This is a genomic window from Virgibacillus sp. JSM 102003 (genome assembly GCF_041949995.1).
In the GTDB taxonomy this organism is placed as follows: Bacteria; Bacillota; Bacilli; order Bacillales; family Amphibacillaceae; genus Lentibacillus.
The window spans coordinates 1-26682 of the sequence record NZ_JBHFQH010000014.1 but is presented as its reverse complement, the minus strand read 5'-3'; the positions used below and the strand labels follow the sequence as shown (position 1 = coordinate 26682).

At 37.6% G+C, this 26682-nt stretch carries 24 protein-coding genes, 1 riboswitch and 1 other annotated feature; of the genes, 15 read left to right on the top strand and 9 right to left on the bottom strand.

Annotated elements, in window-relative coordinates:
- Nucleotides 1–2: 2 nt before the first annotated feature.
- The 8 genes from menD to ytkD all read left to right on the top strand — a co-directional run bounded on the left by menD (nucleotide 3) and on the right by ytkD (nucleotide 8176).
- A complete protein-coding gene (menD, locus tag ACE1TG_RS14920; protein WP_375053205.1) occupies nucleotides 3–1730 on the top strand; it encodes a 2-succinyl-5-enolpyruvyl-6-hydroxy-3-cyclohexene-1-carboxylic-acid synthase in 1728 nt (575 codons plus the stop codon).
- A complete protein-coding gene (menH, locus tag ACE1TG_RS14915; protein WP_375053204.1) occupies nucleotides 1682–2548 on the top strand; it encodes a 2-succinyl-6-hydroxy-2,4-cyclohexadiene-1-carboxylate synthase in 867 nt (288 codons plus the stop codon). The genes menD and menH overlap by 49 nt, the downstream gene beginning before the upstream one ends.
- A gap of 37 nt (nucleotides 2549–2585) precedes the next feature.
- Nucleotides 2586–3404, top strand: coding sequence for a 1,4-dihydroxy-2-naphthoyl-CoA synthase (menB, locus tag ACE1TG_RS14910; RefSeq protein ID WP_092492164.1), 819 nt, complete (start codon nucleotides 2586–2588; stop codon nucleotides 3402–3404).
- 78 nt (nucleotides 3405–3482) lie between these two features.
- On the top strand, nucleotides 3483–4904 hold the full coding sequence (locus ACE1TG_RS14905) for an o-succinylbenzoate--CoA ligase (protein WP_375053203.1): 1422 nt from the start codon (nucleotides 3483–3485) through the stop codon (nucleotides 4902–4904).
- A gap of 828 nt (nucleotides 4905–5732) precedes the next feature.
- A complete protein-coding gene (locus ACE1TG_RS14900) occupies nucleotides 5733–6563 on the top strand; it encodes an ABC transporter ATP-binding protein (RefSeq protein WP_375053202.1) in 831 nt (276 codons plus the stop codon).
- A 109-nt stretch (nucleotides 6564–6672) separates the two neighbouring features.
- Nucleotides 6673–6993, top strand: a complete 321-nt coding sequence (locus tag ACE1TG_RS14895) for a hydrolase (protein WP_375053201.1) — start codon at nucleotides 6673–6675, stop codon at nucleotides 6991–6993.
- A gap of 127 nt (nucleotides 6994–7120) precedes the next feature.
- Nucleotides 7121–7672, top strand: coding sequence for a hypothetical protein (locus ACE1TG_RS14890; RefSeq protein WP_375053200.1), 552 nt, complete (start codon nucleotides 7121–7123; stop codon nucleotides 7670–7672).
- Between the two features lie 15 nt (nucleotides 7673–7687).
- Nucleotides 7688–8176 (top strand): RNA deprotection pyrophosphohydrolase, encoded by a 489-nt coding sequence (ytkD, locus tag ACE1TG_RS14885; protein WP_375053199.1) that lies wholly within the window; start codon nucleotides 7688–7690, stop codon nucleotides 8174–8176.
- 382 nt (nucleotides 8177–8558) lie between these two features.
- Here ytkD and ACE1TG_RS14880 read toward each other — a convergent pair whose 3' ends face one another.
- The 3 genes from ACE1TG_RS14880 to pckA form a co-directional block, all read right to left on the bottom strand.
- Nucleotides 8559–9377, bottom strand: coding sequence for an ABC transporter permease (locus ACE1TG_RS14880; RefSeq protein ID WP_375053198.1), 819 nt, complete (start codon nucleotides 9375–9377; stop codon nucleotides 8559–8561).
- Nucleotides 9367–10167, bottom strand: a complete 801-nt coding sequence (locus ACE1TG_RS14875) for an ABC transporter ATP-binding protein (protein ID WP_375053197.1) — start codon at nucleotides 10165–10167, stop codon at nucleotides 9367–9369. The genes ACE1TG_RS14880 and ACE1TG_RS14875 overlap by 11 nt, the downstream gene beginning before the upstream one ends.
- A gap of 346 nt (nucleotides 10168–10513) precedes the next feature.
- Nucleotides 10514–12106: a phosphoenolpyruvate carboxykinase (ATP) gene (gene pckA, locus ACE1TG_RS14870; protein WP_375053196.1), complete on the bottom strand. Its 1593-nt coding sequence runs from the start codon at nucleotides 12104–12106 to the stop codon at nucleotides 10514–10516.
- Between the two features lie 216 nt (nucleotides 12107–12322).
- Nucleotides 12323–12429, top strand: a riboswitch (SAM riboswitch).
- A gap of 175 nt (nucleotides 12430–12604) precedes the next feature.
- Here pckA and metK point away from each other — a divergent pair.
- A complete protein-coding gene (metK, locus tag ACE1TG_RS14865; protein ID WP_375053195.1) occupies nucleotides 12605–13804 on the top strand; it encodes a methionine adenosyltransferase in 1200 nt (399 codons plus the stop codon).
- Between the two features lie 736 nt (nucleotides 13805–14540).
- Here the strand turns inward: metK and ACE1TG_RS14860 are convergent.
- Nucleotides 14541–14738, bottom strand: coding sequence for a hypothetical protein (locus ACE1TG_RS14860; RefSeq protein ID WP_375053194.1), 198 nt, complete (start codon nucleotides 14736–14738; stop codon nucleotides 14541–14543).
- A 373-nt stretch (nucleotides 14739–15111) separates the two neighbouring features.
- Here ACE1TG_RS14860 and ACE1TG_RS14855 point away from each other — a divergent pair, with 373 nt between their 5' ends.
- The 3 genes from ACE1TG_RS14855 to asnB all read left to right on the top strand — a co-directional run bounded on the left by ACE1TG_RS14855 (nucleotide 15112) and on the right by asnB (nucleotide 18439).
- Nucleotides 15112–15645: an RNA polymerase sigma factor gene (locus ACE1TG_RS14855; RefSeq protein ID WP_375053193.1), complete on the top strand. Its 534-nt coding sequence runs from the start codon at nucleotides 15112–15114 to the stop codon at nucleotides 15643–15645.
- On the top strand, nucleotides 15638–16402 hold the full coding sequence (locus tag ACE1TG_RS14850) for a hypothetical protein (RefSeq protein ID WP_375053192.1): 765 nt from the start codon (nucleotides 15638–15640) through the stop codon (nucleotides 16400–16402). Before ACE1TG_RS14855 ends, ACE1TG_RS14850 begins: the two co-directional genes overlap by 8 nt.
- Before the next feature lie 117 nt (nucleotides 16403–16519).
- Nucleotides 16520–18439, top strand: a complete 1920-nt coding sequence (asnB, locus tag ACE1TG_RS14845) for an asparagine synthase (glutamine-hydrolyzing) (protein WP_375053191.1) — start codon at nucleotides 16520–16522, stop codon at nucleotides 18437–18439.
- A 20-nt stretch (nucleotides 18440–18459) separates the two neighbouring features.
- On the opposite strand, the gene ACE1TG_RS14840 is transcribed toward asnB, so the two are convergent.
- Together ACE1TG_RS14840 and ACE1TG_RS14835 are read right to left on the bottom strand one after the other, a co-directional pair.
- Complete coding sequence (locus tag ACE1TG_RS14840; protein WP_375053190.1) at nucleotides 18460–19236, bottom strand: C39 family peptidase; 777 nt, start codon at nucleotides 19234–19236, stop codon at nucleotides 18460–18462.
- A 158-nt stretch (nucleotides 19237–19394) separates the two neighbouring features.
- A complete protein-coding gene (locus ACE1TG_RS14835) occupies nucleotides 19395–19922 on the bottom strand; it encodes a gamma carbonic anhydrase (protein ID WP_375053189.1) in 528 nt (175 codons plus the stop codon).
- Between the two features lie 92 nt (nucleotides 19923–20014).
- Between ACE1TG_RS14835 and ACE1TG_RS14830 the strand changes: the two genes are divergently transcribed.
- Entirely contained in the window at nucleotides 20015–21082 is a 1068-nt protein-coding gene (locus ACE1TG_RS14830; protein ID WP_375053188.1) for a tetraprenyl-beta-curcumene synthase family protein, read from the top strand.
- 102 nt (nucleotides 21083–21184) lie between these two features.
- On the opposite strand, the gene ACE1TG_RS14825 is transcribed toward ACE1TG_RS14830, so the two are convergent.
- Nucleotides 21185–21487 carry a transposase gene (locus tag ACE1TG_RS14825; protein WP_375053187.1) on the bottom strand — a complete coding sequence of 101 codons (303 nt, stop codon included), beginning with the start codon at nucleotides 21485–21487 and terminating at the stop codon, nucleotides 21185–21187.
- 108 nt (nucleotides 21488–21595) lie between these two features.
- Entirely contained in the window at nucleotides 21596–22165 is a 570-nt protein-coding gene (gene mnmM, locus ACE1TG_RS14820; protein ID WP_375053186.1) for a tRNA 5-(aminomethyl)-2-thiouridylate-methyltransferase MnmM, read from the bottom strand.
- Between the two features lie 178 nt (nucleotides 22166–22343).
- Nucleotides 22344–22563 (top strand) — a binding site (T-box leader).
- Nucleotides 22564–22621: 58 nt separating this feature from the next.
- Between mnmM and leuS the strand changes: the two genes are divergently transcribed.
- Nucleotides 22622–25039 (top strand): leucine--tRNA ligase, encoded by a 2418-nt coding sequence (gene leuS / locus ACE1TG_RS14815; RefSeq protein ID WP_375053185.1) that lies wholly within the window; start codon nucleotides 22622–22624, stop codon nucleotides 25037–25039.
- Between the two features lie 42 nt (nucleotides 25040–25081).
- On the opposite strand, the gene ACE1TG_RS14810 is transcribed toward leuS, so the two are convergent.
- Nucleotides 25082–25813, bottom strand: coding sequence for a hypothetical protein (locus tag ACE1TG_RS14810; protein ID WP_375053184.1), 732 nt, complete (start codon nucleotides 25811–25813; stop codon nucleotides 25082–25084).
- 136 nt (nucleotides 25814–25949) lie between these two features.
- Here ACE1TG_RS14810 and ACE1TG_RS14805 point away from each other — a divergent pair, with 136 nt between their 5' ends.
- On the top strand, nucleotides 25950–26258 hold the full coding sequence (locus ACE1TG_RS14805) for a rhodanese-like domain-containing protein (protein ID WP_375053183.1): 309 nt from the start codon (nucleotides 25950–25952) through the stop codon (nucleotides 26256–26258).
- Nucleotides 26259–26682: the final 424 nt, after the last annotated feature.

The following is a 26682-nucleotide window of genomic DNA, read 5'->3' as shown; positions in this document are numbered from 1 at the left end:
TGATGGATTATACAGAAGTATTAACACGATATATGGCAAACTTTGTGGATGAACTCGTTCAAAGCGGGTTGACTGACGTGGTGATCTCACCTGGTTCCAGGTCGACGCCATTGGCAATGACAATGACACAACATCCTGATATAAACCAGTGGGTAATTATTGATGAACGCTCGGCTGCTTTTTTTGCATTAGGATTAGCCAAAAAGAAAAATCGTGCAGTAGCAATAGTCTGTACATCAGGTACTGCTGCTGCAAACTATTATCCTGCCATTGTGGAAGCACATTATGGGCGCGTTCCTTTAGTTGTTTTAACGGCTGACCGTCCACATGAATTGCGGGATGTTGGAGCTCCACAATCGATTGAACAGATTGGATTGTATGGGTATTATGCTAAGTGGTTTCACGAAATGGCATTACCTGAAGCTGATTCTAAAATGCTGCAATATGCTAGAAGTAAAGCATCACGTGCAGTAAATACTGCCTCAGATGGTAATGCGGGTCCGGTCCATTTGAATTTTCCGTTGCGCGAACCATTAATTCCAGATTTTACTGTATCTGATTTGTGGGGATTGCAGGATGAACAAGCATATTACCCTGTATTTAATGGAGAGCGGAGGTTACATCTGGATCAGTTGAATCGACTAATCCAGAAATTACAGTCCCATCAAAAAGGGTTAATTGTTTGTGGTCCACAACTCGATAAGGAGTTTGCTGAGGCAGTTGTACAGCTTGCCTCATCATGGCAAGTTCCTATTCTGGCTGATCCGCTATCACAGGTGAGATCTGGTCAGCATCATAAAGATCAGGTGATTGAGGGGTACGATGCACTATTACGAAATGACTCAATTCGTAAACAACTGAAACCTGACTTTATTATTCGGTTTGGGGCTATGCCCGTGTCCAAAGCCTACCTCTTTTACGTAAAAGAACATTCTGATATTCCTCAGTATATCGTAGAAAGCGAAGCAAGTTACCGTGAACCAGCGGGCAATCGAACCGAATTTATTTATGCTGAACCGGCATTATTTTGCAATGATTTGGCTGCTGCGAATATGACGTTTGATGGAAAATGGCTGGAAAAGTGGCAGTCAATGAATCAGGTTGCCAAAAAATATCTGTTGGAACAAGATGATTCAGACATGCTTACAGAAGGGGATGCTACCAGGATTCTAATGGAAGCTATACCCGATGAGAGTAGCTTGTATGTTGGTAACAGTATGTCCATTCGGGATGTGGATACTTTTTTCATGACGACACCAAAAAGATTAAATATACTTGCCAATCGTGGAGCTAATGGGATTGACGGAATGGTTTCAAGCGGATTAGGTGCAGCCTCAACAGGTGAGCCAGTTACATTGTTACTTGGTGACTTATCGTTTTTCCATGATTCAAATGGATTATTGGCTGCAAAGCAATATAAGTTAAACATAACGATACTATTAATTAATAACAATGGTGGTGGCATCTTTTCTTTTCTGCCACAAGTAAATTATCAAGATCATTTTGAGGCATTGTTTGGCACCCCGATGGACGTTAATTTTCAGCATATCGTTGAAATGTATGACGGAAATTATGTTGAAGTTAACAGCGATTCAGAGTTAAGAGATGCATTGCAGTCAAGCTACGAGAGCAAGGGATTGTCGGTGATTGAAGTGAAGACTGACAGATCCAGAAATATGGAGTGGCATCGAAGCAAATGGCAGGCAATCGAGAACGAACTGTTGAATTAAAGGATGATTCTGTGTATTTTAAAGTATATGATGCTTCATATTGGTATGAAATAGATGGTGAAGGCGAAGATACAGTCGTTTTATTACACGGTTTCACAGGTACTTCTGCTACTTGGACTACTTTTATAAAGGACTGGCAGGATTACTATCAGATTATTACGATAGACCTGCCAGGACACGGAAAAACAACTTTAGATACACCGAGAACCATGGAAGAATGTTGCTCTGACATAGTACATTTATTTGATCATTTAAAACTGGAAAAAGTTCATCTTGCAGGATATTCTATGGGTGGAAGGACGGCATTATCTATCGCAATGCTTTACCCGGCACGAATTAACTCATTAACGCTGGAAAGTGCTTCACCAGGCTTAAATTCAGATAATGAACGTGAAATCCGTGTTAATCATGATGAAAAACTTGCCGGCCGTATTGAACAGAGTGGAATTAAGTCATTCGTAGAGTTCTGGGAAAATATCCCTCTTTTTAAGACACAGAAAAGTTTGCCAATCGATGTTCAAAATCAAATCCGTGATGAAAGGCTAGAACAATCTGCGGAAGGCCTGGCTTATTCACTTCGCTATATGGGGACAGGCAAGCAGCCATCCTGGTGGGATCAATTACAAGGAATTACCATTCCTGTACTGTTACTTGCTGGTGAATATGACCAGAAATTTATTGATATTAATAAATCGATGTCAGAACGCATTTCATCAAGTAAATTGGTGATTGTTGAAAATGCTGGTCATGCAATTCACGTGGAACAACCAGGAATTTTTGGTAAAATAGTAAATGAGTTTTATAATTCAATACAGTAGTAGTAAACTACATAGTTATTTTAAAAGGAGGAAAACAATGACTGTACAATGGGAAGAAGTTCGAGAGTATAAGGAAATTACGTATGAAAAATATGATGGTGTTGCAAAGGTAACGATGAATCGTCCTGAAAAACACAATGCATTTACACCACTAACGGTAAATGAAATGATTGATGCTTTTGTTGACGCGCGTGATGACTCATCAATTGGTGTTGTTATTTTGGCTGGTGCTGGCGACAAAGCATTTTGTTCTGGTGGGGATCAATCAGTGAGAGGGCATGGCGGTTATGTTGGTGATGACCAGGTTCCTCGTTTGAATGTACTTGATTTACAAAGGTTAATCCGTACGATTCCAAAACCAGTTGTGGCAATGGTATCTGGTTATGCTATTGGTGGTGGTCATGTACTGCATGTTGTTTGTGACCTGACTATCGCTGCAGATAATGCAGTGTTCGGTCAAACTGGTCCAAAAGTAGGCAGCTTTGACGCTGGATATGGAGCAGGTTATTTAGCACGTATGGTTGGTCATAAGCGTGCACGCGAAATCTGGTATTTATGCCGTCAATATAGTGCCGAGGAAGCATTTCAAATGGGCATGGTAAATACTGTAGTCCCACTGGACAAGCTAGAGGATGAAACGCTTCAATGGTGTGAAGAAATGCTTGAAAAATCACCTACAGCTCTTCGTTTCCTAAAGGCATCATTTAATGCCGATACAGATGGATTAGCTGGTTTACAGCAAATGGGTGGAGACGCAACACTTCTTTACTATACAACTGAGGAAGCAAAAGAAGGACGCGATGCATTTAAAGAGAAAAGAAAACCAGACTTTAAGCAATTCCCACGCTTCCCGTGATTTAAAATATTTTTAAAGAGAGACCTTTGCTTATGATAGGCAAAGGTTTTTCATTTACTGAATGAGGAGGTCAGCATTATGCCTGAAATAATTCCACATTGGCTGACAAAACAAGCAACTAATTCTCCAGATCAAACTGCAATTGAACTGGAAAATGGAACCGCCTTAACTTTTTTGGAATTAAAGGAAAAAAGCCAGCATTTTGCTCTAAAATTAGCGCAGATAGATATTAAACAAGGATCACATGTTGCTATTTTATCTAACAATAATGTTGATATGGTAATTGCAATACATGCATTAAGTTATCTTGGGGCTGTTGCGGTCATGCTTAATACTCGTTTAACTGAAGAGGAATTAGAATATCAGATCAGCGATGCAGAAGTCTCACATGTACTGGCTGAAAATAATAGTACAAATTTCAGTGTACCTGTATATACATTTTCCAAAGTTAACTCGCTTCAGGAAAAGTCAGTCGGATTGCGAACAGAAATTAATTTAGATGACATGTTCACTATTATTTATACATCAGGTACCACGGGATTCCCAAAAGGTGTAATTCATACTTATGGTAATCACTGGTGGAGCGCGATAGGATCAATGTTGAATCTGGGTTTGAATAATAATGATAAGTGGCTTAATGTATTACCTATTTTCCATGTTGGTGGCTTGTCAATTTTTATTAAAAGCGTTATTTATGGAATGCCTGTTTACTTAGTTGAAAAATACGATAAGAAAAGTGTACATGACGCGATTATGTCAAAAGGTGTGACAATTGTTTCTGTTGTTACCCTTATGCTAAGGGAACTTGTTGAGTACCTTGGTGACCAACTCTTTCCAGATACCTTCCGTTGTGTGTTGCTTGGAGGTGGGCCAGCGCCAAAATCACTTTTGGAACAGGCAAAACTTCGTAATGTACCTGTGTTTCAATCATACGGAATGACAGAAACGTCATCACAGATTGTGACATTAAGTCCAAAGGATGCTCTTGAAAAGATTGGATCATCGGGAAAGCCATTATTCCCAGCCCAGTTGAAAATTGATGCAACAGATAAATCAATAGGTGAGATACATGTAAAAGGCCCAATGGTTACCAACGGTTATTTTAGAAATGAAGCAGCAACAGAAAAGGCTCTAACTGATGGCTGGCTGGCTACTGGTGACCTTGGTTATCTTGATGATGATGGTTTTTTATATGTTGTGGATCGGCGAAAGGATCTTATAATATCTGGTGGTGAGAATATCTACCCTACAGAAATCGAGAGCGTTCTGTCTGAGGTAGATGCAGTCCGGGAAGCAGCTGTTGTTGGATTGAGTGACGATAAATGGGGACAGGTTCCCATTGCTTTTGTTGTTTTAGCAGATAAAACTGTATCAGCAGAAGTTATACTGGAACACGCCAGTCAGAAACTTGCTAAATACAAGCTGCCTAAAGAGATTCATTTTATTGATCAGCTTCCGATAAATGCATCAAATAAAATTGTGAAAAGTAAATTGTTATAGTTTTCATGTGGCTGCATGGCGGTTAATAGCAGCATAGGGGAGTCGGCTTCTGCTTGTTACCTGCCAACACCAGTCACTTTCCTGTATATAACGGCCGGTACTAGAATGTTCTGTTTGTCACAGTAACAGCTAATTATACTCTCGAATCAGTCTCTGTCCAAACGGCGCTGAACAGGTGCTTGCGCTTTTGTTAACAGATAAGAATCACCATGGCTGCTGAATGCGCAACTAGCATCTATCATGAAAATTATTTTGCATATAGCAGATTTGAGGTTTTGCGGACACCAGGGACCTTATTTAGCAGAAATCCACGAAAATGCTGGTGCTTGCGGACACCAGAGACCTTATTTCATATAAATACTGTCAAATAACCATGATTTAAGTGAAATAAGGGCATCTGTGTCCGGATAACTTCGAGAAGGTTACTTTTATATAGAAATAGCGTTTCCTGTGTCCGATAAAATCAAATACTTCTTATTGCATAAGTGCAACTAAGGTTTATCTATTATTAAGGCTTGCACTCCAGAATATAAGGGGTTCTAAGAAAGCAAATTGCGCTTTCATAAGAATCCCTTTAACGAATGCCAAGTTTTCTAACAACGGCTATTCTTCTTACTTATACAATCGATGGGTGGAGTGAAAAGGTGGCATTCAGACAACATTTTCAATGAAAATATGAATTTTCATTGAAAATGATTCTCAAAGTCATTGACTTATATCCAAAAAGCAAATAAACTGTATATATAATGTAAGGTGAAAAATTGTGCATGTACATACTAAAATAGTTGTATATGTAGTGAAAGAATGCAGACATGGGGAGAGATTCCAATGCAAACATTAACAGCGAAAGATTTAACAATTGGCTACGGCGAAGCTATAATAATAGATGATTTAAATATAACAATACCAAAAGGCGAAATTACTGTATTAATTGGTGGAAATGGTTGCGGAAAGTCCACTTTGCTACGTTCTTTGGCTCGTTTACTTAAACCGAAAAGCGGAGACGTTGTGTTAGATGGTGAACATATTGCGAAAATGGGAACAAAAGATGTTGCTAAAAAACTTTCCATTTTACCGCAGGGACCTGTAACACCAGAAGGCTTATCCGTAATGGAACTTGTTAAACAAGGAAGACATCCATATCGCGGATTCTTAAAACAGTGGTCTAATGACGATGAAAATGCTGTTAATAATGCACTTGAAGCAACCAATATGATGGAATTTAAGGATCGTTCAGTTGATTCGTTATCTGGAGGTCAACGTCAGCGTGCCTGGATTGCAATGACTTTGGCACAGGAAACGGATACGATCTTATTAGATGAGCCAACAACATATCTAGATATGACACACCAAATTGATGTACTTGATTTATTATTTGAGCTTAACGAAAAGGATGGGCGTACTATTGTAATGGTATTGCATGATTTAAACCTTGCCTGCCGTTATGCACATCATATAGTGGCAATCAGAGATAAACAGGTTTTTGCTCAAGGCAAACCAGAAGAAATTGTTACATGTAAACTAGTTCACGAAGTTTTTCAAATGAAGTGTGATGTGACATTTGACCCTATGTTTGGTACACCAATGTGTATCCCACATGGAAGAGGTCGATGTATTTATGCTAATGGAGCAGGAGCGTCACAATCAGCAATTAATTGAATAAAAAATTGTAGAGTAGCCCATTAGTCTTCGCAGATTGATGGGTTTTTTATTTTATTTATACATTTATCTTCTGCTTTTGAGGCAAATTATTAGCAGGAGGTGCTGTATGGAAAAAAAGAAATTTTATATTAATTTAGGAAGCCAGGAAATATCTCAAATAAAATATGATAATAATGAAGAGTTTGTCATTCATGCAACAGAAGATGAGGTGCGAGTCTTACGTGATAAAATGGATGACATGTATAATGCTGATTATCGTTCATTTTTTCGAGCCCATGTACCAATTATGCCATATCATAATGATGGTTCAAACGATGATTATGACTTAGGCATGACAGGAGCATTTCAGATGATCTATGACTTAGGTGATGAGACAACAAAAAAACATATAGACAGTATGGGTGTTCTTTCAGACGGACACACGTAATTTGGTAAACGGAATAAGAGTAACCCTCTTATTCCTATTTTTTTAAACAAAAAGTTTATACCTCCTGGATAAAAGGAATAGTATAATCAGAACGAGCTTCTACATAAATACGAAGGGAGCGATAAATATGAATAAAAACGTACATCGCAGTTATTTAAAAAGGATTATCAGTTGTATTATTATTTTGCCATTATTTTTTATGATTCAAACAACTGAAGGTAAAACTGCATCCGCAGTTGAATCTAGTAATAACCATGAAAATTCCGGGGTAAGTGACATAAAAAAGGAAAGTCCTGAAAAAGAGCTAACTCATGACCAGATAGTTTCCCTGACAAATCAGTTTATGCAAACACTTGTACAGGATATTGACAGTAATAACAAAGTAGTCAATTATAATACGAAAAACGAGTTGCTGGAGGAGTTTGAAAAAGTAACGACTAAAAATGTGGCGATTAAATATGTTGATTATTATTATCAAAATAAGACAAATGGATTATATATAAAACCAACTGAGACCCCTCCATGGTTTAATGAAAAAAATGACTATGATATGATACGTAGGGAAGATAACGTAGTTAAAGTTATACAGGAGAATAAATCAGATTTATATGGTGCATTTACGGTGGAAATTGAATTCACTTATCATGATAAATGGAAGATAACAGACATCAACTATTAATGTTATTAATCGAATATGAAAGCAGTTGAAATAATGTATACATTCAAAGATTATTACCATAATGAAGTAAAGCTGTCATTTGATGACCATCCTTTTTCAAAAAAACCGAAACATGTATGGGTAATTTGTAAATTTAGAAATGATTGGCTGCTAACCAGACATAAGGATCGTGGATTAGAATTTCCAGGAGGGAAAGTAGAAAAGGGTGAAACCGCACAGGAAGCAGCTGTACGGGAGGTTATGGAAGAAACCGGAGGAACTATTGATTCAATAAGGTACATTGGCCAATATTATGTTGCAGGTAAAGGCGGTAACATTATTAAAAATGTCTACTTTGCTGAAATCAAAGAATTAATTCCTCAAGAGACCTACTATGAAACAGAAGGGCCTGTTATGTTAAAAGAGGTTCCAGAGAATGTCAGGCAGAATAAAATGTATAGTTTTATTATGAAGGATGGCGTATTATCTTATTGTATGGAGTTTATAAAAAGAGAGAAAAACTAAAAATCGCCCATTACAGTAACAAATTGGGTTTTGGAGTATAAACATCAATAAAGGGATGTATTAAAGACGTAGCAGCAGGGATGAGGAATTCAAAGGAGCTGAATCTGAATCACACAAACCAGTGAGGTGGTTCGTGATTCCTCTAAATGGAAAAAAAGTCGTGCTGTAAGGTTGAAACGGGTGGATAGCGGAATGAGGATCTGTCAAATCAGTGGGCACCAGTGGACGAAGCATATTGAACTACATTGTATTGATAATTTGGTTGCTAAATCTACATCAAATACTTTATATCAATAAAAGGAGGTACCAATTCATTTACGAATTGGACCTCCATTTCTTTTACTTTTTTATATTTAGTAATTCAGAACCGAACCCGTTACTATTACAGGCGATTTTTAGCTTGTGTTTTAATAAACCATTTCTCTATATATTCTGCAATTTTGTACATGAGTACTGCGCACAGGGCAATTACGACCAAAATGGATATAACGAGTGGAAAGTCAAACCCTTGATAGCCCCTAATGATTAAATACCCTAATCCTTCTTTTGAAATCAGGAACTCTCCAACAATAACCCCTACCCACGATAAACCTATATTTACTTTCACAATTGAAAATATTGCAGGTAAGGATGCCGGGAGAACGGCTTCTCTAAAGACCTGTCTTTTATTCGCACCAAAACTTATTAACACTCTTTCATAGTTTGGGTCAACCTCGCGAAATGCAGTATATATAACAAGTGTGGTAATGGTTGCAGAAATGATTGCGCCCATAGCGATTGCAGATACATAGTGAGGTCCTAGTGCGACGATAATGATGGGGATAAAGGTAACCTTTGGCATTGCATATAATACAATTAAGAAGGGATTCATTATTCTGGAAAGTCGCAATGATGACCATAAAACAGCGGCGAATATAATCCCTGCGACGGTTCCTATTAATAAACTCAATACTGTTTCAAATAATGTAATCTGTAAGTGGGAGATTACTGTTCCATCTGAAAATTTATTAAGTAATATGCTGAAGATTTCAGAAGGAAAACTAAATATCAACGGATTTATCCAATCCATTCTACTGGCTATTTCCCAAAGTGCAATAAAGGCGACAAGTATAATTAATTGCCACAAGAAGATGATTTTTCTCTCATGGTTTACTTGGTTTTTATAATCTCTATATAGTTGATTATCTAAATCAAACATCATTTTCATGTCCCACTATCTTTGTTCCGGGCGTGTCTGGTTCTATTTCTTCCCAGATTTTCTCGAATAGTAACTGGTATTTCGGATGTCTTCGCACCGAAAAGGGTGCTTCATTTCGTAATTCCAAAGGGACTTCAAAAGTTTTTCCAATTGACCTGGTATTAGCGTCCAACAGGATTATACGGTCACTCATAGCGATAGCTTCACTAATGTTATGGGTTACCAGTATAGTTGTTTTGTTGTACTTTTTAAGTAATCGTAACATTAATTCTTCCAGCTTTAGCTTAGTTTGATAGTCGAGAGCAGTCAATGGTTCATCTAATAATAGAATTTTTGGATCAGTTATTAGTGACCGAATTAAGGCAACATGCTTACGCATTCCGTCTGGCAAGGAGTTTGGTTTTACATGCGTTTCATTTGTAAATCCGGCTTCTTTCAATAGATTTATTGCTTTTTCTTTTATTGCTGGTGTTTGATTTTTACTAATCTTAGGTCCAATAAGAATGTTGTCTATTATTGTTTTCCAAGGAAATAAGTAATCCTGTTGCAACATATAGCCAATTGTCGGATCAGATTTATTGATTGGCTGCTGCTGGAGTAACACATCTCCTGTGGTTTGCCTCATAATTCCCGCAATTATTGAAAGTATTGTTGACTTTCCACAGTTACTAGGGCCTAAAAGGGTAACAATTTCCCCCTCCCTAACGGAAAAAGAGATATTATTGAGGGTTTTTGTATAATTTTTATTTGAAAAGTAATGGTGTGAAACGCGATCTAAGGTAAGAAATGTCATGGGCTTCCCTCCTTAGTTGAATAACATGTAACTTCAGCTATTCTATGGCTGGTTTTCAATTTGGGAGTGCTAATAAAACACACAAGTTTTATTAAAATTAATTCAAATACCAGGGTGTATTTTGTCATCATAGCTTATGTCTTTTACTAAAAATGTGTGAATGCCTATGTAATTATGAGGGTATATTAGTTGGCTTCTCGTTAAGAGGGTTCTTGTGTCAGGATATTTTACTACCTTAATTGCCAAGAAAAAAACCGCTCTCGAAAAATCGAGAACGGTTGTCAGCATGTGCTGGCAATGTTTTTCCTTCATATATTAAAATCCTTTTGGGATGAGGAAACTATAGTTATACAGATCGGTATAAAGGACCTGCTTCCTTAATATCGGTACTTGCTAATTTAAATTTCTTAAAGTTTTCATGAAATTTCGTTGCAAGTGCTTTTGCTTCCATATCATACGCTGCTTTATCTTCCCAGGTCTTCTTTGGTACAAGTACTTCATCAGGTACTCCAGGTACATGCATTGGAATTTTAAGTCCAAAAACATCATCGTGGGTTGTTTCAACTGTATTGAGTTCACCTTCCAACGCAGCGTGTATCATTGCTCTTGTGTATGACAGTTTCATACGTTTTCCAATTCCATAGGATCCACCAGTCCAACCGGTGTTAACCAAAAATACATTAGCGTTATAATGGTCTATTTTGTCGCCAAGCATTTTTGCATATGTTGATGGAGCTAATGGGAGAAACGGGGAGCCAAAACAAGCTGAAAATGTTGCTTGTGGCTCTGTTACGCCACGTTCTGTTCCAGCCAGTTTGCTCGTGTATCCACTTAAAAAGTGATACATCGCCTGTTCTTTTGTTAACTTGCTTATTGGCGGTAATGTCCCAGATGCATCAGCTGTTAGAAAAATTATTGTGTTAGGGTGACCAGCAATACTTGGTGAAGTAATATTATCAATATTTTCAAGTGGATATGCTGCTCTTGTGTTTTCAGTTAATGATGTGTTGTCATAATCAGGAATGCATGAATCCTCTTCAAGAATCACATTTTCAAGTACGGAACCAAAACGGATGGCATTGTAAATTTGTGGTTCTTTATCCTGAGAAAGGTTGATACATTTTGCGTAGCAGCCACCTTCAATGTTGAAAACACCATTTGGACTCCAACCATGTTCATCATCGCCAATTAAACGGCGGTATGGATCAGCAGATAATGTAGTTTTACCTGTTCCGGATAGACCGAAGAACAATGCAACATCACCTTCCTGGCCAACATTCGCTGAGCAGTGCATGGATAAAATGTCACGTTGCGGCAATAGGTAGTTCATTATCGAGAAAATGGATTTCTTGATTTCACCAGCATACTCAGTACCACCAATTAGAATGATTCGTTTTTTAAACGATATCAGGATAAACGTTTCAGAATTTGTCCCATCCACCTCTGGATCTGCCTTGTATGTAGGAGCAGACACAACAGTGAATTCGGATTGATGGGTCTTTAATTCTTCATCTGTCGGCGTAATGAATAATTGGCGAGCGAATAAATTATGCCATGCATATTCGTTTATAACCTCAATCGGCAGGCGGTATTTTTCATCAGCACCAGCATATCCTTTGAATTGAAAAAGCTCTTCCTTGTTCTTCAAATAGGTGATAACCTTTTCATAAAGTCTTTCGAATGATTCTTCATCTATTGCTTGATTCACTGGACCCCAATCAATAATTTCTTCACAACTATCGTCACGTACAATGAATTTGTCTTTGGGAGAACGGCCAGTATATTCACCGGTAGTTGCACAAACAGCTCCAGTTGCAGTCAGAGTACCTTCTTTACGTGATAAAATCTTTTCAACCAACTTAGGTACAGCAAGGTTTTTTTGTAAATTATTGTGCGAAAGTAAATCTTTTATAAATAGTGATTGTTCCACCGTCTTCATTTGTAATACCTACCTTTTTGATGGATTTGTATGGAAAGGCGATAACGTTCAATTATCTGATTATCTAAATCTGATTATTAGTATAACACATTAATTAAAATAGTCCATACTAATAACATGATTATTTATATGAATTTTTAGTGGCAATCGTGTATATAACCAGAAATAGTTGACATCACAAGGCTATTTCGATACGATAATTGTCGAACGGACACTCTCTTATTCAGAGTTGGTGGAGGGACAGACCCTATGAAGCCCGGCAACCGTCACATTAGTGAAAAGGTGCTAATCTGGTGCAAGGATATATCCTTGAACAATAAGAGCGAAAGGCCACAATTCCTTTCCTCATGAATGCAGGAAAGGTTTTTTGTTTACAGTGAAGATAGTTTAAATTCTTGCTGTATTAGCCTGGTTTTCTAACTAAAACATATTTTAAAGCTGAGCATATACTGAAAAGATAGAGTTCCGTACCATAAGCTTAGGGGAGGATTTAGCCATATGGCTTCGAATCGTCGGTTATTTACATCTGAATCTGTAACGGAAGGACATCCAGATAAAATTTGTGACCAGATATCAGATGCAATTTTAGATGAAATTTTATCAAGTGATCCTAATGCACGTGTTGCATGTGAAACAACTGTGACAACAGGATTAGTCTTAGTGTCAGGAGAGATTACTACTTCTACATATGTAGATATTCCTGCTATTGTACGTCAAACAATTAAAGATATCGGGTATACACGGGCAAAATTCGGTTTTGATGCTGATACCTGTGCAGTACTCACAGCAATCGATGAACAATCTGCAGATATTGCTGGTGGAGTGGACAATGCTTTAGAATCTCGTCAAGGTAAAATGAGTGATGAGGAAATCGCTTCAATTGGAGCGGGTGACCAAGGGCTTATGTTTGGTTTTGCCTGTAATGAAACAGAGGAATTAATGCCTTTAGCAATTTCACTGGCACATAAATTGGCAAAACGGTTAGCAGATGCGCGTAAAGAGAATATATTGGATTACCTTCGTCCCGATGGCAAGACACAGGTGACTGTTGAGTATGATGAACATGATAATCCTGTAAAAGTAGATACGATTGTTATTTCAACGCAGCATCATCAGGATATGGCTTCAGAACAAATAGAGAAAGATTTGATTGAACATGTAATTCGTCCCGTTGTACCAGCGAATCTGCTGGACGAAACAACAAAATATTTCATTAACCCGACAGGTCGCTTTGTTATTGGTGGTCCACAAGGGGATGCAGGCTTGACAGGCCGTAAAATAATTGTCGACACATATGGAGGCTATGCACGCCATGGCGGAGGTGCTTTCAGTGGGAAGGACTCCACTAAGGTAGATCGTTCCGGCGCATATGCAGCTCGTTATGTAGCCAAAAACATTGTAGCAGCGGACCTTGCTAAAACGTGCGAGGTACAAGTAGCATACGCAATCGGTGTTGCTGAACCGGTATCCATCGCAATTGATACATTTGGAACCGGTGCTGTAAGTGAAGAGGCTTTGGTTGCGGCGGTACGCAAATTATTTGATTTGCGCCCAGCTGGTATTATTCGAATGCTTGATTTACAGCGCCCAATATTTAGAAACACTGCAGCATACGGGCATTTTGGCAGAACAGACATACTTTTCCCTTGGGAAAAAACAGATAAAGTAGAAGAATTACAAGCTTTAGTAAAAAAATAATAGGTATTGCTCATGTTAACGGATCATTTCGGGAGAGTAGAGTAGTATTTTGGGGTGCAAATCGTATAGCGTTTGGCACCCCTTTTTTGAAGATATAATAATGTTTATTGAGTTTTATTCCCTTAAATACCATTGTACATTATATGCGTGCAATCAATAGCGGAATGAGGGACCGATAAAATTTTCGTGGCGGATCCCCGTTCCGCTAAATGGGTGAAAAGCCGTCCCAAAGGGTATGAAACGGATCCTCATTCCGTTAATTGCTCAAAAATAATGAAAAATGAGGGTGTAAAGTACAAATAGCGGAACGAGGATTACATAACGAGCTTCAAACAGTTGATTTAAAGGAAATAACGGAATGAGGATCCGACAAATTAGAAAAACCGATTCCGGTTACACTAAATGTACTAAGGCAATACAATGTGAAAGGTACTTCGTTCAACAAGGATAGTAAATTATTCCATCAAAATCTTTTAGGATTTAATTTGAGTAGTTCAGTTTTGGAGTACAAACAATAAAAATGTAGTAGTAAATGAGCGTTGAATTGCATAGCAATTTGAGGCTCATTTTTCATTGCTATATCAACGTTTTCTTGTATTTTGAGTGGTTATTTACATAGGAAAATGCAACCCGATTTGCAAACCCACAATAATTATTGAAGACTTGCAAAATCACGTTATTGGAAAATGCTAATTCTTCTTCATCAACGAACTCTCCCGTTTATGAAATAGGTGGACTATTGCTCAACTTTTCTTTCCTTTTTAATTTGGTTTAGAGATATCATCAAACCAGTTAATCCAGCAGCAAGGGAAGGCGGGATGCTCCATGCAAGATAGCTCCATTGCCCCGTAAACAAAGATATGAAGAGAAAAATAATTGGAAAACCTATTAACACAAATAAAGAAACAAAAAGTGCAATTTTATTATTTTTCATAGCTATAACCTCCGTAAATATTTCAGAAAGCATTCAACTGAACCAGTTACTTGAATATTGTTTCGTTAATTTATTTTACCACATAAATCTAATTATCCTAAAATTCACTTAATTATTTCTATAATTTACATTACAAATAGCCTTACATTTTAAATAACATTTTCATATGAAAAAAGTAGTTCAATTAAGGGTACAAATTACATTTTTGTACTCCAAAACTGAACTACTTAGATTTAATTCAAAGCGTTTTTGTTTTGCCTCCAATACGAAACACGGTATTGCTCATACAATATCTTTTTTTATATGACGAAAACTTTTAATTGATTTCATTCGTATATATAGTAGGGATGTTTTGAAGGGAGTGTGTAAGTCATTGAATGAGAACGAATCCAAACTTATAAAAAAAATAAAGAAAGGTGATCAGCTAGCCTTTAAGCGTTTATATGAAAGACACGCGGACTACGCACTTCGAACCGCCTATTCGATTACGAAAGACAGAAGCGATGCGTCAGATATTGTTCAAGAGACGTTTATTAAAATTTACCGTAATATTGAAACTTTTGATGTGAAGAGACCATTTAAACCGTGGTTTTATCAAATATTAATAAATGAAAGCAGGAGTTATTTATCCAAAAGATCTAAACAGGCAGTCAATATTGAATCGGAACGGTTATTGGACCAGTTACACCGTAATGCCGAGAACGAGCGGCAATATGATGAGTTGGAACTAGGACTGGATGAACTAGATGATAAGGACCGAACGATCCTGACACTAAAGTATTTAAATGGCTTTACCGAGAAGGAAATTGCCAAAATGTTCGGTGCAAATGTAAATACGATAAAATCAAGACTTTACAAAGGCAGACAGCGGTTAAAGGTTGCGATGGGAGGGTTGAAGGATGAATGAAAAAGAGTTGGATAAAAAAATAGAAGAGAGACTAAAAATAGATACAAAATTGGCTTCGGAATTAAAGAATGAAACATGGAATAAAATTAATACAGAACTATTTCCTTCTCCAGGCTCCCATAAAAAGAAAGGGAAAAAAGGCATTATTTCCGGACTAACTGCTGCTGCAATCGTTGCAATTGCTGTTTTTGGCATGACAGATCCAGGTCAGGCAATGATACAAAATCTAAAGGATATGTTTGTTGAGGAGAAGGAGCAGGAGATTGAAATTGAAGGGCATAAGGAGGATACCGACGTACAGTTAGAAGCAAATGAAGAGCTCCGTTATGTTATCTATATAGATGACTCCCGCTATAAGATGGTTGAGGGAGATAAAAGTGATCGTATTGTACCTGAGCAGGAACTGGCAGACAAATATCCGGAAGTTTCTATGGAAATCATGCGTAAGGACGCGACAACTGAAGAGATGATCGAATCTATAAAGAAAACCTTGGCGGACAACAATATGGAACTGAGACAGGAAGAACAAGTTAAAGATCCTATTGATGGTGTTGTAATCAGGGGAATTGGTCCGGGTTATACAAATGAGGCAGGAAAAACAGGACAGCAGTGGGACACACCAATTCTAAAATATTATGTGACAAAGACAGAAAATGGTCAGGTGTTTGTGATTAAGCAAAGTTATTTCTTAGAGGCGGCTGAAGGTCATGGCGCAAGATTTGATTACATGCTGAAAAGTTTTGAAATTGTTGACTAACACCAATTCTGTCTAATAAATTTTGAGATGGAAATGCTTTTAATAACAACTACAAATAAGAAAAATTATACAATGCAAAGCTTATCAAATAATTTTTACAAGAAAGTAGGTTAAACAATGTGTGGCTTTATCGGTATACTACGAAATAATCCAGGCAAACCAAACGATGTATATAAAAATCTATTTAGAGATCAAAATAATATTATGTCTCATAGAGGCCCCGATGATGAAGGTTATTTTCACGATGACTTCGTTTCTTTTGGTTTTCGTAGGTTAAGTATAATTGATATAGAATACGGGGCGCAGCCTTTAAGTTATGATGATGAAAAAATGTGGCTTGTTTTCAACGGTGAGATTTACAATTACGTGGAATTAAAGAACGACTTACAGGCTGAGGGATATGAATTCACAACAGAGTCTGATACGGAAGTGATAGCAGCATTATTTACCAAGCATAAGGAAGATGCATTTCAATTCCTCAGAGGCATGTTCTCCATTTTAATTTGGGACAAAGAGCAGGAAACGTTTTACGGTGCCCGTGATCCGTTTGGTATTAAGCCGTTATTTTACCATGAGATGGAGGAGGGAACCGTATTTGCCTCTGAGAAGAAGAGTATTACATTATTAATGGAAAATGAAGAGGTTAATAATGAAGCATTACAGCATTACTTAAGTTTTCAGTTTGTACCTGAACCAATGACAATGACAGCAGGGATTAATAAGATTGAGCCTGGTCATTACTTTATTAAAAAACCTGGCAAACCAATAGCTTTCAAACGATTTTGGTCTGCTACTTTCAATCCGGTACTAATGGATAGAAATGGCTGGATAAAACGAATTCAGGAAGCAATGTATGACTCTGTCAGTAAGCATATGCGTAGTGATGTTCCAGTTGGTTCCTTTTTATCAGGAGGTATCGATTCAACGATAATTGTAGCGATGGCAAAACGAATTAATCCAAACATCAAGACGTTTTCTGTTGGTTTTGAACGTGATGGTTATTCGGAAATTGATGTTGCTAAAGAAACAGCGGACAAATTAAACGTTGAAAATATATCTTATATAATTTCACCAGAAGAGTATGTTGAAAAACTTCCAAAAATTATGTGGCATATGGATGACCCACTGGCAGATCCATCATGTGTACCGTTGTATTTCTTGGCTCGTGAAGCTAGCAAACATGTCACGGTTACCTTGTCAGGTGAAGGCGCAGATGAGCTATTTGGCGGGTACAATATTTATCGGGAGCCAGAATCATTAAAGATATTTAATTCTATTCCAACACCTGCCAAAAGTTTATTGGCGCGAGTAGCAGATGTTCTGCCTGAAGGTGTACGTGGAAAAAGCTTTCTGGAACGTGGCACCACACCTCTATGCGAACGGTACATTGGAAATGCGAAAATGTTTGAGGATAAAGAAAAAGACCAGATTCTAAAAGTGTATAGTGAATATACATCTTATCAACAGATTACAGGTAAGTTGTATGACCGTGTGCGAGATTTTCCACTTGTGGACCAAATGCAATATGTTGATATTCATACGTGGATGCGTGGCGATATCCTATTAAAAGCTGATCGAATGACGATGGCCAATTCTCTAGAACTTCGAGTGCCATTCTTGGATAAGGAAGTATTCAAGGTAGCAAGTGAGCTCCCTGTTGCTATGAAAATTGCAAATGGCACAACGAAGAACATTTTGCGTGAGGCTTTTCGTGGTATTATTCCCGACCATGTAATTGATCGTAAAAAGCTTGGATTTCCAGTTCCAATACGGCATTGGCTGAAAAATGAGCTTAATGACTGGGCCAGAAATTTAATACAGGAGAGTCAAACTGATCATTTACTGAATAAGTCCTATATTGTCAATTTGCTTGACGCCCATTGTCAGGAAAAAGGTGATTACAGCAGGAAACTATGGACAGTTCTTATGTTCATGCTTTGGCATCAAATTAATATCGAAAATAAGTTTGATGTGGATGAATTGAGTAAACCGGATCAAGCGATTGACTTACTTTCAAAAACAGAATCAATAATTTAAAAAGAAACAGGCGATTGGTTTTAGTAAACCGTTATCGCCTGTTTTCCCATTTGTTTCCATGCAGCTTCAAACTCTTCTATTGGAGCTTTTTCGGATCTATTTAACGGATCATTAAAATAAATAAACTTTTGGTTATATCCTGTAATTAAAACAGAATGTTCCTTCATGGTGATATCGATAGGTCCGTCTTTTGTTTGCCAAGTTGTAAATTGGCTTTTTGGAAGCTTTTTATAAGAAGTATTAATGATGACCCAAACAGGCCTGTTCTGGTTTAGCTGGTTTATAATTACAGAGAAGTCTTTACCTGTGAAATCATAAACACGCTCAATACCAATATATTCTCTAGCTAAGCTGGCAATTGGCCCATGATATACTCCGAATCCAGGTTTATTAATTGAATACATATCTCCAACAAAGCCATTATTAGGATTTCCGAAATAGACTCCTTTATTGGTTTGCTTATATGGTGTTTTATCTTTTTTGACCTGTTTTGCTAGTTTAAGCTTACTAACACTAACACCACTATATTGCAGAAGCATAGCAAGACTAGTAACTTCACAGCCACGGGGAAGCTCCGGTAATTGCTTGAGATGTGGCGCCTTAAGGTGAACGCTCTTGTCTGCGCTGAACTGAGATAGTAAAGGTTCAGGTGGTCGGGAGATTTTGGCTGCAGGTTGATTGAACACCTCATTTGCTGCTGTTAATAGTACTATCTTATTTTCATTTACATACATTGCACTTATGGATATTGCTGTTATAGTAAAAATAATTCCATATAGTTTGAATGATTTTTTCACCCATTTTATCCTAATCTTATTACTAAGAATGATAAAAATAAGTGCTAGGCTACAGGAAAGAATAAGTAATATGAGGTGCATTTTTTACACACTCCAATTAGCACAAAATAATATATACTTTATATTATATCGGCTGATTGTTGTTAAAAATAAAGTAATCAGAAGTCCAAATTAAGGTCAGTATTTTTTTTGTAGTACTGTCCCTTTTCAACATATGAGGTTCTTACACGTTCCATTTCATCATAGTCCTTGTCGGTCAGTGTGCGGACAACTTTAGCTGGTCTTCCTAACGCCAATGAATGAGGCGGGATTTTTTTACCTGGTGGTACGAGACTTCCAGCCCCGATAAAGGTGTGCTCACCTATTTCCGCACCATCAAGTATCACAGAACCCATTCCAATAAGTGAATTGTTACGAATCGTACAGGCATGAAGTGTTACCTGATGACCAACTGTCACATCATCTTCTACTGTAACAGGCATGTTGGGACTCTGGTGGATCATGGAAAGGTCCTGGATGCTTACCCGCTTTCCGATCCGTGTAGGCGCGACATCTCCGCGAATAACAGTGTTAAACCACACATTTGATTGCTCGCCGATAATAACGTCACCTATGACTGTAGCATCATTTGCAATAAAAACGGAGTCATGAATTTCCGGTTTATAGTTTTTATAAGAATGTATCATTTGAATCCCCCTAAAAATTATGGTGATATAGGTAGTATAGCAAAATTTTCATACAATTATCGAATGATTGTCTTGGGAACGGAGGAACTTAGTTGGGTTACAAAATACCAAAAACATCATTAACTTTAATGGCAACAGTCTATCGTAAAATCTTCCCAGCAGTGAACGTGGAATTAGTTTTTTGGCAAAAGCGAGCAAATCAGATTCCGAATCAGGAGTTACGAACACAGGCACTCTCGAGTATTAAATCCAAGCGATTTCACTGTCTGGGTGGTGCTGTCTATGCATTGCTAGCTGGCTATAAATGGAAAGAAGCCATCCGTTTTATTGTTGCTTATCAAACGATTAGTGATTATTTGGACAACCTATGTGACCGAAGTACTTCGATGGATCCTGATGACTTTCGTTTGCTGCACCAGGCGATGATTGATGCCTTAAGTCCAGGAAATACAATACAAAATTATTATGAACTTCGCACAGATCAGGTTGATGGGGAATATTTAGCTGATCTCGTACGAACATGTCAAAAGACTTTTCGGAATCTGGATGAATATGAAATTATTCGTGATTATATTTTAAAACTGGAACAACTGTATGGTGATCTTCAAGTACATAAACACGTTAAGGAAGATGAACGCATTTCCCGGTTGAAAAATTGGTATGAAGCAATTAGGGAAGATTCGTTAAGCTGGTATGAATTTTCTGCTTCAGCAGGATCTACTCTAGGTATTTTCTGTCTCGTAAGCTATACGTTAGGTGGCAACATGACCAAGGAGCTTGCCGACAATATTTATAATAGTTATTTCCCGTATGTCCAAGGTTTACATATTTTGTTGGATTATTATATTGACCAAGAGGAAGATAAGCTGGAAGGGGATTTGAATTTCTGCAGTTACTATGACAATCATGAGCAAATGAAGAAACGTTTTATCTATTTCATAGAACAGGCCGATAAACACGTCCAGTTACTTCCGAATTCGAGTTTTCATGAAATGGTTCATCAGGGTCTAGTTGGTTTGTATTTAGGAGATCCTAAGGTAAAAAAACTTGAAGACGGAACACAAATGACTGATGATCTGTTGCATATAAGTGGTAGAAGTGCTCGCTTTTTTCATTGGAATACCAAATTATATTATAAATTTAGAAAACCCCGGGATTGATTTACCGGGGTTTATTTTAGCGGACACACTTTACTTTAATAGATGTAAAATAGGGAATTATCGTTGAGAATTCCGAGGGATGATTTTCAATAAACTAGAACCTCATTGCTTTTGTCTGCTGAAGAAGTGTGCTGCCTTTTTTAAGGTAGCTAGTTCCTCTTCTGATTCTGTTAATTTCTTATCTTTCGCTTCTAACTGTTGTTCCAGTTCCTTAACACGATCTTCAGTTACAACAGGCTCATTTTCAAATTCACTATAATTCTTCATCCATTCATGAAGACTGCTTAGTGGAATCTGCAACTCATCCGCAATATCCGTCATAGTTTTCTTTTGCCGTTGTTCTTGTGCAAACTTAACGGTTTCTTTCTTGAATTTTTCACTGTATCTTTGCCGTTGTTCGCCCATTGGAACCCCTCCTGATTATTATAATTATAACAACTATTGATTTTAATTAAGATACACTTTTTGGCAAGCCTGTATTATTTGTAGGTTTACTTCCCCAAAAATCCGATATTAATTTCTCTTTTGAATCGCCAGTATAAATGGGGGGTCATTTTTTTGGTTAATAAAACCATAGTAAAGCACATGGAATAATTTTTGATCAAGCAAGTGCACGTATCTTACCAATTGTTCCTTTTCTGATTCTCCGCCTTCATGTCCGTGGTAAACAACGAGTACAACAATTCCATTTTGCTTCATATGGGACAGTATACCTTCAACAGCTAATATAGTTGATTCGCTTCTGGTTATGACTGATTTGTCACTTCCAGGCAAATAGCCGAGGTTAAAAATAGCTCCACCAAGTTTGGTTAACTTATCAACTGGCATATGATGAATAAAATTGCTGTGACTATCTTTTATGATGGTCGCATTGTTAGATTTGTTTTGGGCGAGTCGATTTTTCGTGTTTTTAATTGCTTGATCCTGAATATCAAATCCAAATACATGACCATTATCCCCAACTAGTTTCGTCAAAAAAAGGGTGTCGTGACCATTTCCGCATGTAGCATCAATAACTGTATCGCCTTTGTCTACGGATTCTTCCAGAAGATGATGAGTGAAATTTATTATACCTTTTAGCATTTTAGATAGATGGCTCCTTAGTAATTCTGTGATGTAATTAGTTTAGCATAGCACGAAATGGAGGGGGAAGTAAGTTGAATTAATGAATATGTATCCACTTTCAGTTCAGAGAAAGCCTAGTATATGTGTAAGTGCTTGACAAACCAGTTTCCTTTGATTAGAATTCGATATAAATAAGCAAACGACGATGAGAAGGATTAGTAATAGATTTATTCAGGTATAGCGAGGCAGTGGCTGGTGTAAACTGCTCCTGAAGATTTATGAACTCACCTTTATGAAGTTGCAGAAATGAACGATAGTAGTTTCTGTCGTAAGTCCGCGTTAAGGATACAAGTGAACGCTGCAGTTTTGCGTTAATTTGGGTGGTACCGCGGGAGTAATAGCTTCTCGTCCCTTTCGATTGGGATGAGTAGCTTTTTTTATTCGTTTTGTTAAAGGAAAAAGGAGGAAATAGCAGTGAGTTTTAACCATCAGGAAATAGAAAAAAAGTGGCAGAATTATTGGGAAGAGAATAAAACTTTTCAAACAAATACTTATTCAAATAAAGAGAAGGTATATGCGTTAGACATGTTTCCATACCCATCTGGATCGGGATTGCATGTCGGTCATCCAGAAGGGTATACAGCAACTGACATTTTCTCGCGGATGAAGCGATTGCAGGGTTACGAAGTACTTCATCCGATGGGCTGGGATGCGTTTGGCCTGCCTGCAGAACAATATGCGCTTGATACAGGTAACAGTCCAGCTGAATTTACCGCACAAAACATCGAAACATTTAAACGGCAGATCCAGGAGCTTGGATTTTCATATGACTGGGACCGTGAAATCAATACAACAGATCCCAATTACTATAAATGGACACAATGGATTTTTACAAAACTATATGAACATGGGCTTGCTTATATGGACGAAGTGGCTGTTAACTGGTGCCCAGCCCTTGGGACAGTTTTAGCAAATGAAGAAGTAATTGATGGAAAAAGTGAACGTGGCGGACATCCAGTTGTCCGAAAACCAATGAAGCAGTGGATGCTTAAAATCACCGCCTATGCTGATCGACTACTGGAAGATTTAGATGAAGTGAATTGGCCAGAAAGCATTAAAGATATGCAGCGTAACTGGATTGGCCGATCTGAGGGTGCTGAAGTAACATTTGGAATTGATGGGTATGATGAGGAATTTACTGCATTTACAACGAGGCCTGATACTCTATTTGGCGCAACGTACGCCGTATTGGCACCAGAACATCCGCTGGTAGAGAGGATTGTATCGGCAGAACAAAAAGGTGCTGTTGATTCTTATATGAAGGAAATTCAAACTAAATCCGATTTGGAACGTACTGACTTGGCTAAAGATAAAACTGGCGTATTCACAGGTGCATATGCAATTAACCCGGCAAATGATGAAAAAATGCCAATCTGGGTTGCCGACTATGTGCTGATGTCTTATGGAACTGGCGCCATTATGGCAGTTCCTGCACATGACGAACGAGATTATGAATTTGCAACGAAATTTGAACTGCCAATTGTTGAAGTTGTTGCTGGTGGGGACGTCACCAAGGAAGCTTATGTTGGAGATGGAGAACATGTCAATTCTGATATTCTGAATGGAATGGATAAGGATGAAGCTATCACTACCATGATTGAATGGCTTGAAGAGAATAATAAAGGAGAGAAAAAAGTAACCTACCGTCTTCGTGACTGGCTATTTGCCAGACAGCGTTACTGGGGAGAGCCCATTCCGATTATACATTGGGAAGATGGCACAATGACAGCTGTTTCCGATGAAGATTTGCCAGTGGAGCTGCCGAAAATGAAAGAATTCAAACCATCAGGAACAGGTGAATCTCCATTGGCGAATAACAGTGAATGGGTTAATGTTGTTGATCCTAAAACAGGTATGAAGGGTCGCCGTGAGACAAATACAATGCCGCAATGGGCAGGCAGCTGCTGGTACTTTTTACGGTTTATTGATCCAAACAATCCGGACAAACTTGCTGACCCAGAAGCATTAAAAGAATGGTTGCCAATTGATATTTATATTGGTGGAGCCGAGCATGCTGTACTTCACCTGTTATACGCACGATTCTGGCATAAATTTTTATATGACATAGGCGTTGTTCCAACAAAAGAACCGTTTATGAAGTTATATAATCAAGGCATGATACTTGGGGAAGGCAATGAGAAAATGAGTAAATCTAAGGGTAATGTTGTTAACCCTGATGATATTATTACTTCACACGGGGCAGACACGCTCCGGTTATATGAAATGTTTATGGGACCATTGGATGCAGCGGTAGCCTGGTCTACCAATGGTCTGGACGGATCACGTCGTTTCCTAGAACGTGTTTGGCGATTGATAGTAAACGAAGATGGAAGTCTTTCTGAGAAAATCAGTAATGGAAGTGAAGAATCTTCGTTGGAAAAGGTCTATCATGAAACGGTTAAAAAAGTAACGGAGGATTTTGAGAACCTGCACTTTAATACTGGCATTTCACAAATGATGGTGTTTATAAATGAATCCTACAAGACAGATAGTCTTCCAAAACATTATATTGAGGGTTTTGTGAAACTAATTTCTCCTGTTGCTCCACATCTTGCTGAAGAATTGTGGAGTCGCCTGGGTAATACTGAAACAATCACTTATGCTACTTGGCCAATTCATGATGAATCTAAACTTGTAGAAGAAGAGTCGGAAGTCGTTTTACAAGTTATGGGTAAAGTTCGAGCTAAAATTAAGGTAGCAAAAGATATCTCAAAAGACGACCTTGAAAAACAAGCATTGGAAAATGATAAAGTACAGGATTGGCTTGAGGGGAAAACAATTCGCAAAGTTATCGTAGTACCTGGTAAGCTGGTTAATATTGTTGCAAATTAGAATTAAAGGATCTCTTCTAAATCTATAGAAGAGATCCTGTTTTTAATTAGATGGTACCCATTCAGTTTGTAAAATTATCCACTTCCCACCTTCGTAATACCATACCGTTTCAACTGTACCTAATTGATCTGCATGATAGGCACCGCTTATTTGCTGATAACTCTTTAACCCGTATCCTTTTTGCTTGCTGATGATTACGGGATCGAAGAAAGCTATTGGATCAACCATTGCTGATGATTTTTCTTCTATCAATTTTCCTTCTTTATTATAAATTCCAAGCTGAATATATTCTGGAGCCCTGGTTTCAACGTCAACAATATATGGCTCTTGCTCAGGTGAGATTTGAATTTCTACCTTAAAGTTTTCTTTAAATTCACCTTTCACATAAGGCTGTTCGGGTAGGGGTAATTCTTTCAATTCGTCATTCTTTAATGTGTGTAAATGATAGTAGTACAACCCCCCGCTTCCACCAGTTGCGCTTTGATAAAAAATATCATTAACCCTGTCGTGATTGAGGTCAATAAATTGTAACTCAGGATCATACCCACCCTCATATGGAATTTTCCATTTTTGTTGATTAACGGATGTTACTTCGGTCCATATATCCCTGAAGTAGTCTGTATCATGTGAAAATAAAATTCCTTTTAGTAGTATTGTATCTTTCTTGGAATCACCTGTTATTTCGTCTTCATATTTGGCAATTGTTTGGGCTGTTGGTGCGTTTTTTTGCGGATCTTCTGCATTTGTATTGAATGGTACTAGTAAAAAAAGCAATCCAACTGCTATGATGATATGTTTGATATAAATCACCTCACTGATGTTTAGTTGATTTATTTTGTGTTAGATAGTTGCAACCTATTCATACGTGGAGTTAAGATAAATTATATACTGATAAAAAGGTGGTTTAAAAATGGATCATATTAATGAAGTAACCCCAAAGGAAGTGGAAGAGTTAATTGAAAAGGACAGTGATACAGTTGTCTTGGATGTACGGGAAGATGAAGAAGTAGCACAAGGAAAGATACCAGTTGCCAAGCATATTCCACTTGAAAAAATACCGCATTCCTTAAACGATTTAGACAAAGGTAAAGATTATGTATTAGTATGCCGTTCAGGCAATAGAAGTATGACCGCAGCATCGTTCTTGGATGAGCATGGTTTTAAAGTTTCAAATATGGCTGGTGGAATGATGAATTGGGACGGTGAAGTAATAGTCTAGTTTGTGTTTCAAGCTAGTGGATAATATTTCCATACTTTTTGTGAAAATCGATTACAATATACCGTTGACTTTTTTGGTTAGCGGTAGTAATATTAATTTTGCTGTCAAAAAAACAGCAAGCAAAAAAATGTTGATTTTTGTTGGCGGTTAAGAAAGTATAAATCCTTTCTTACTGCAGAAGGTCAACGAAGGATTTTGCCATCAAGACACGGTGATAAGCCAAGTTTGCTAATATTGACAACAGCCATAAACGATGATATAATTTTTATGCTGTCGAAATAAATAGATTAACAGTGTAATTTGCTCCTTGAAAACTGAACAAAACAACCAGTATGTCAAGAAAACAGGATAAAAGTTAAACTTTTAAACCCTGATTTCAATTTTTAAGCTAAGAACAGATGATTGATTGGTGTCAATCATAATC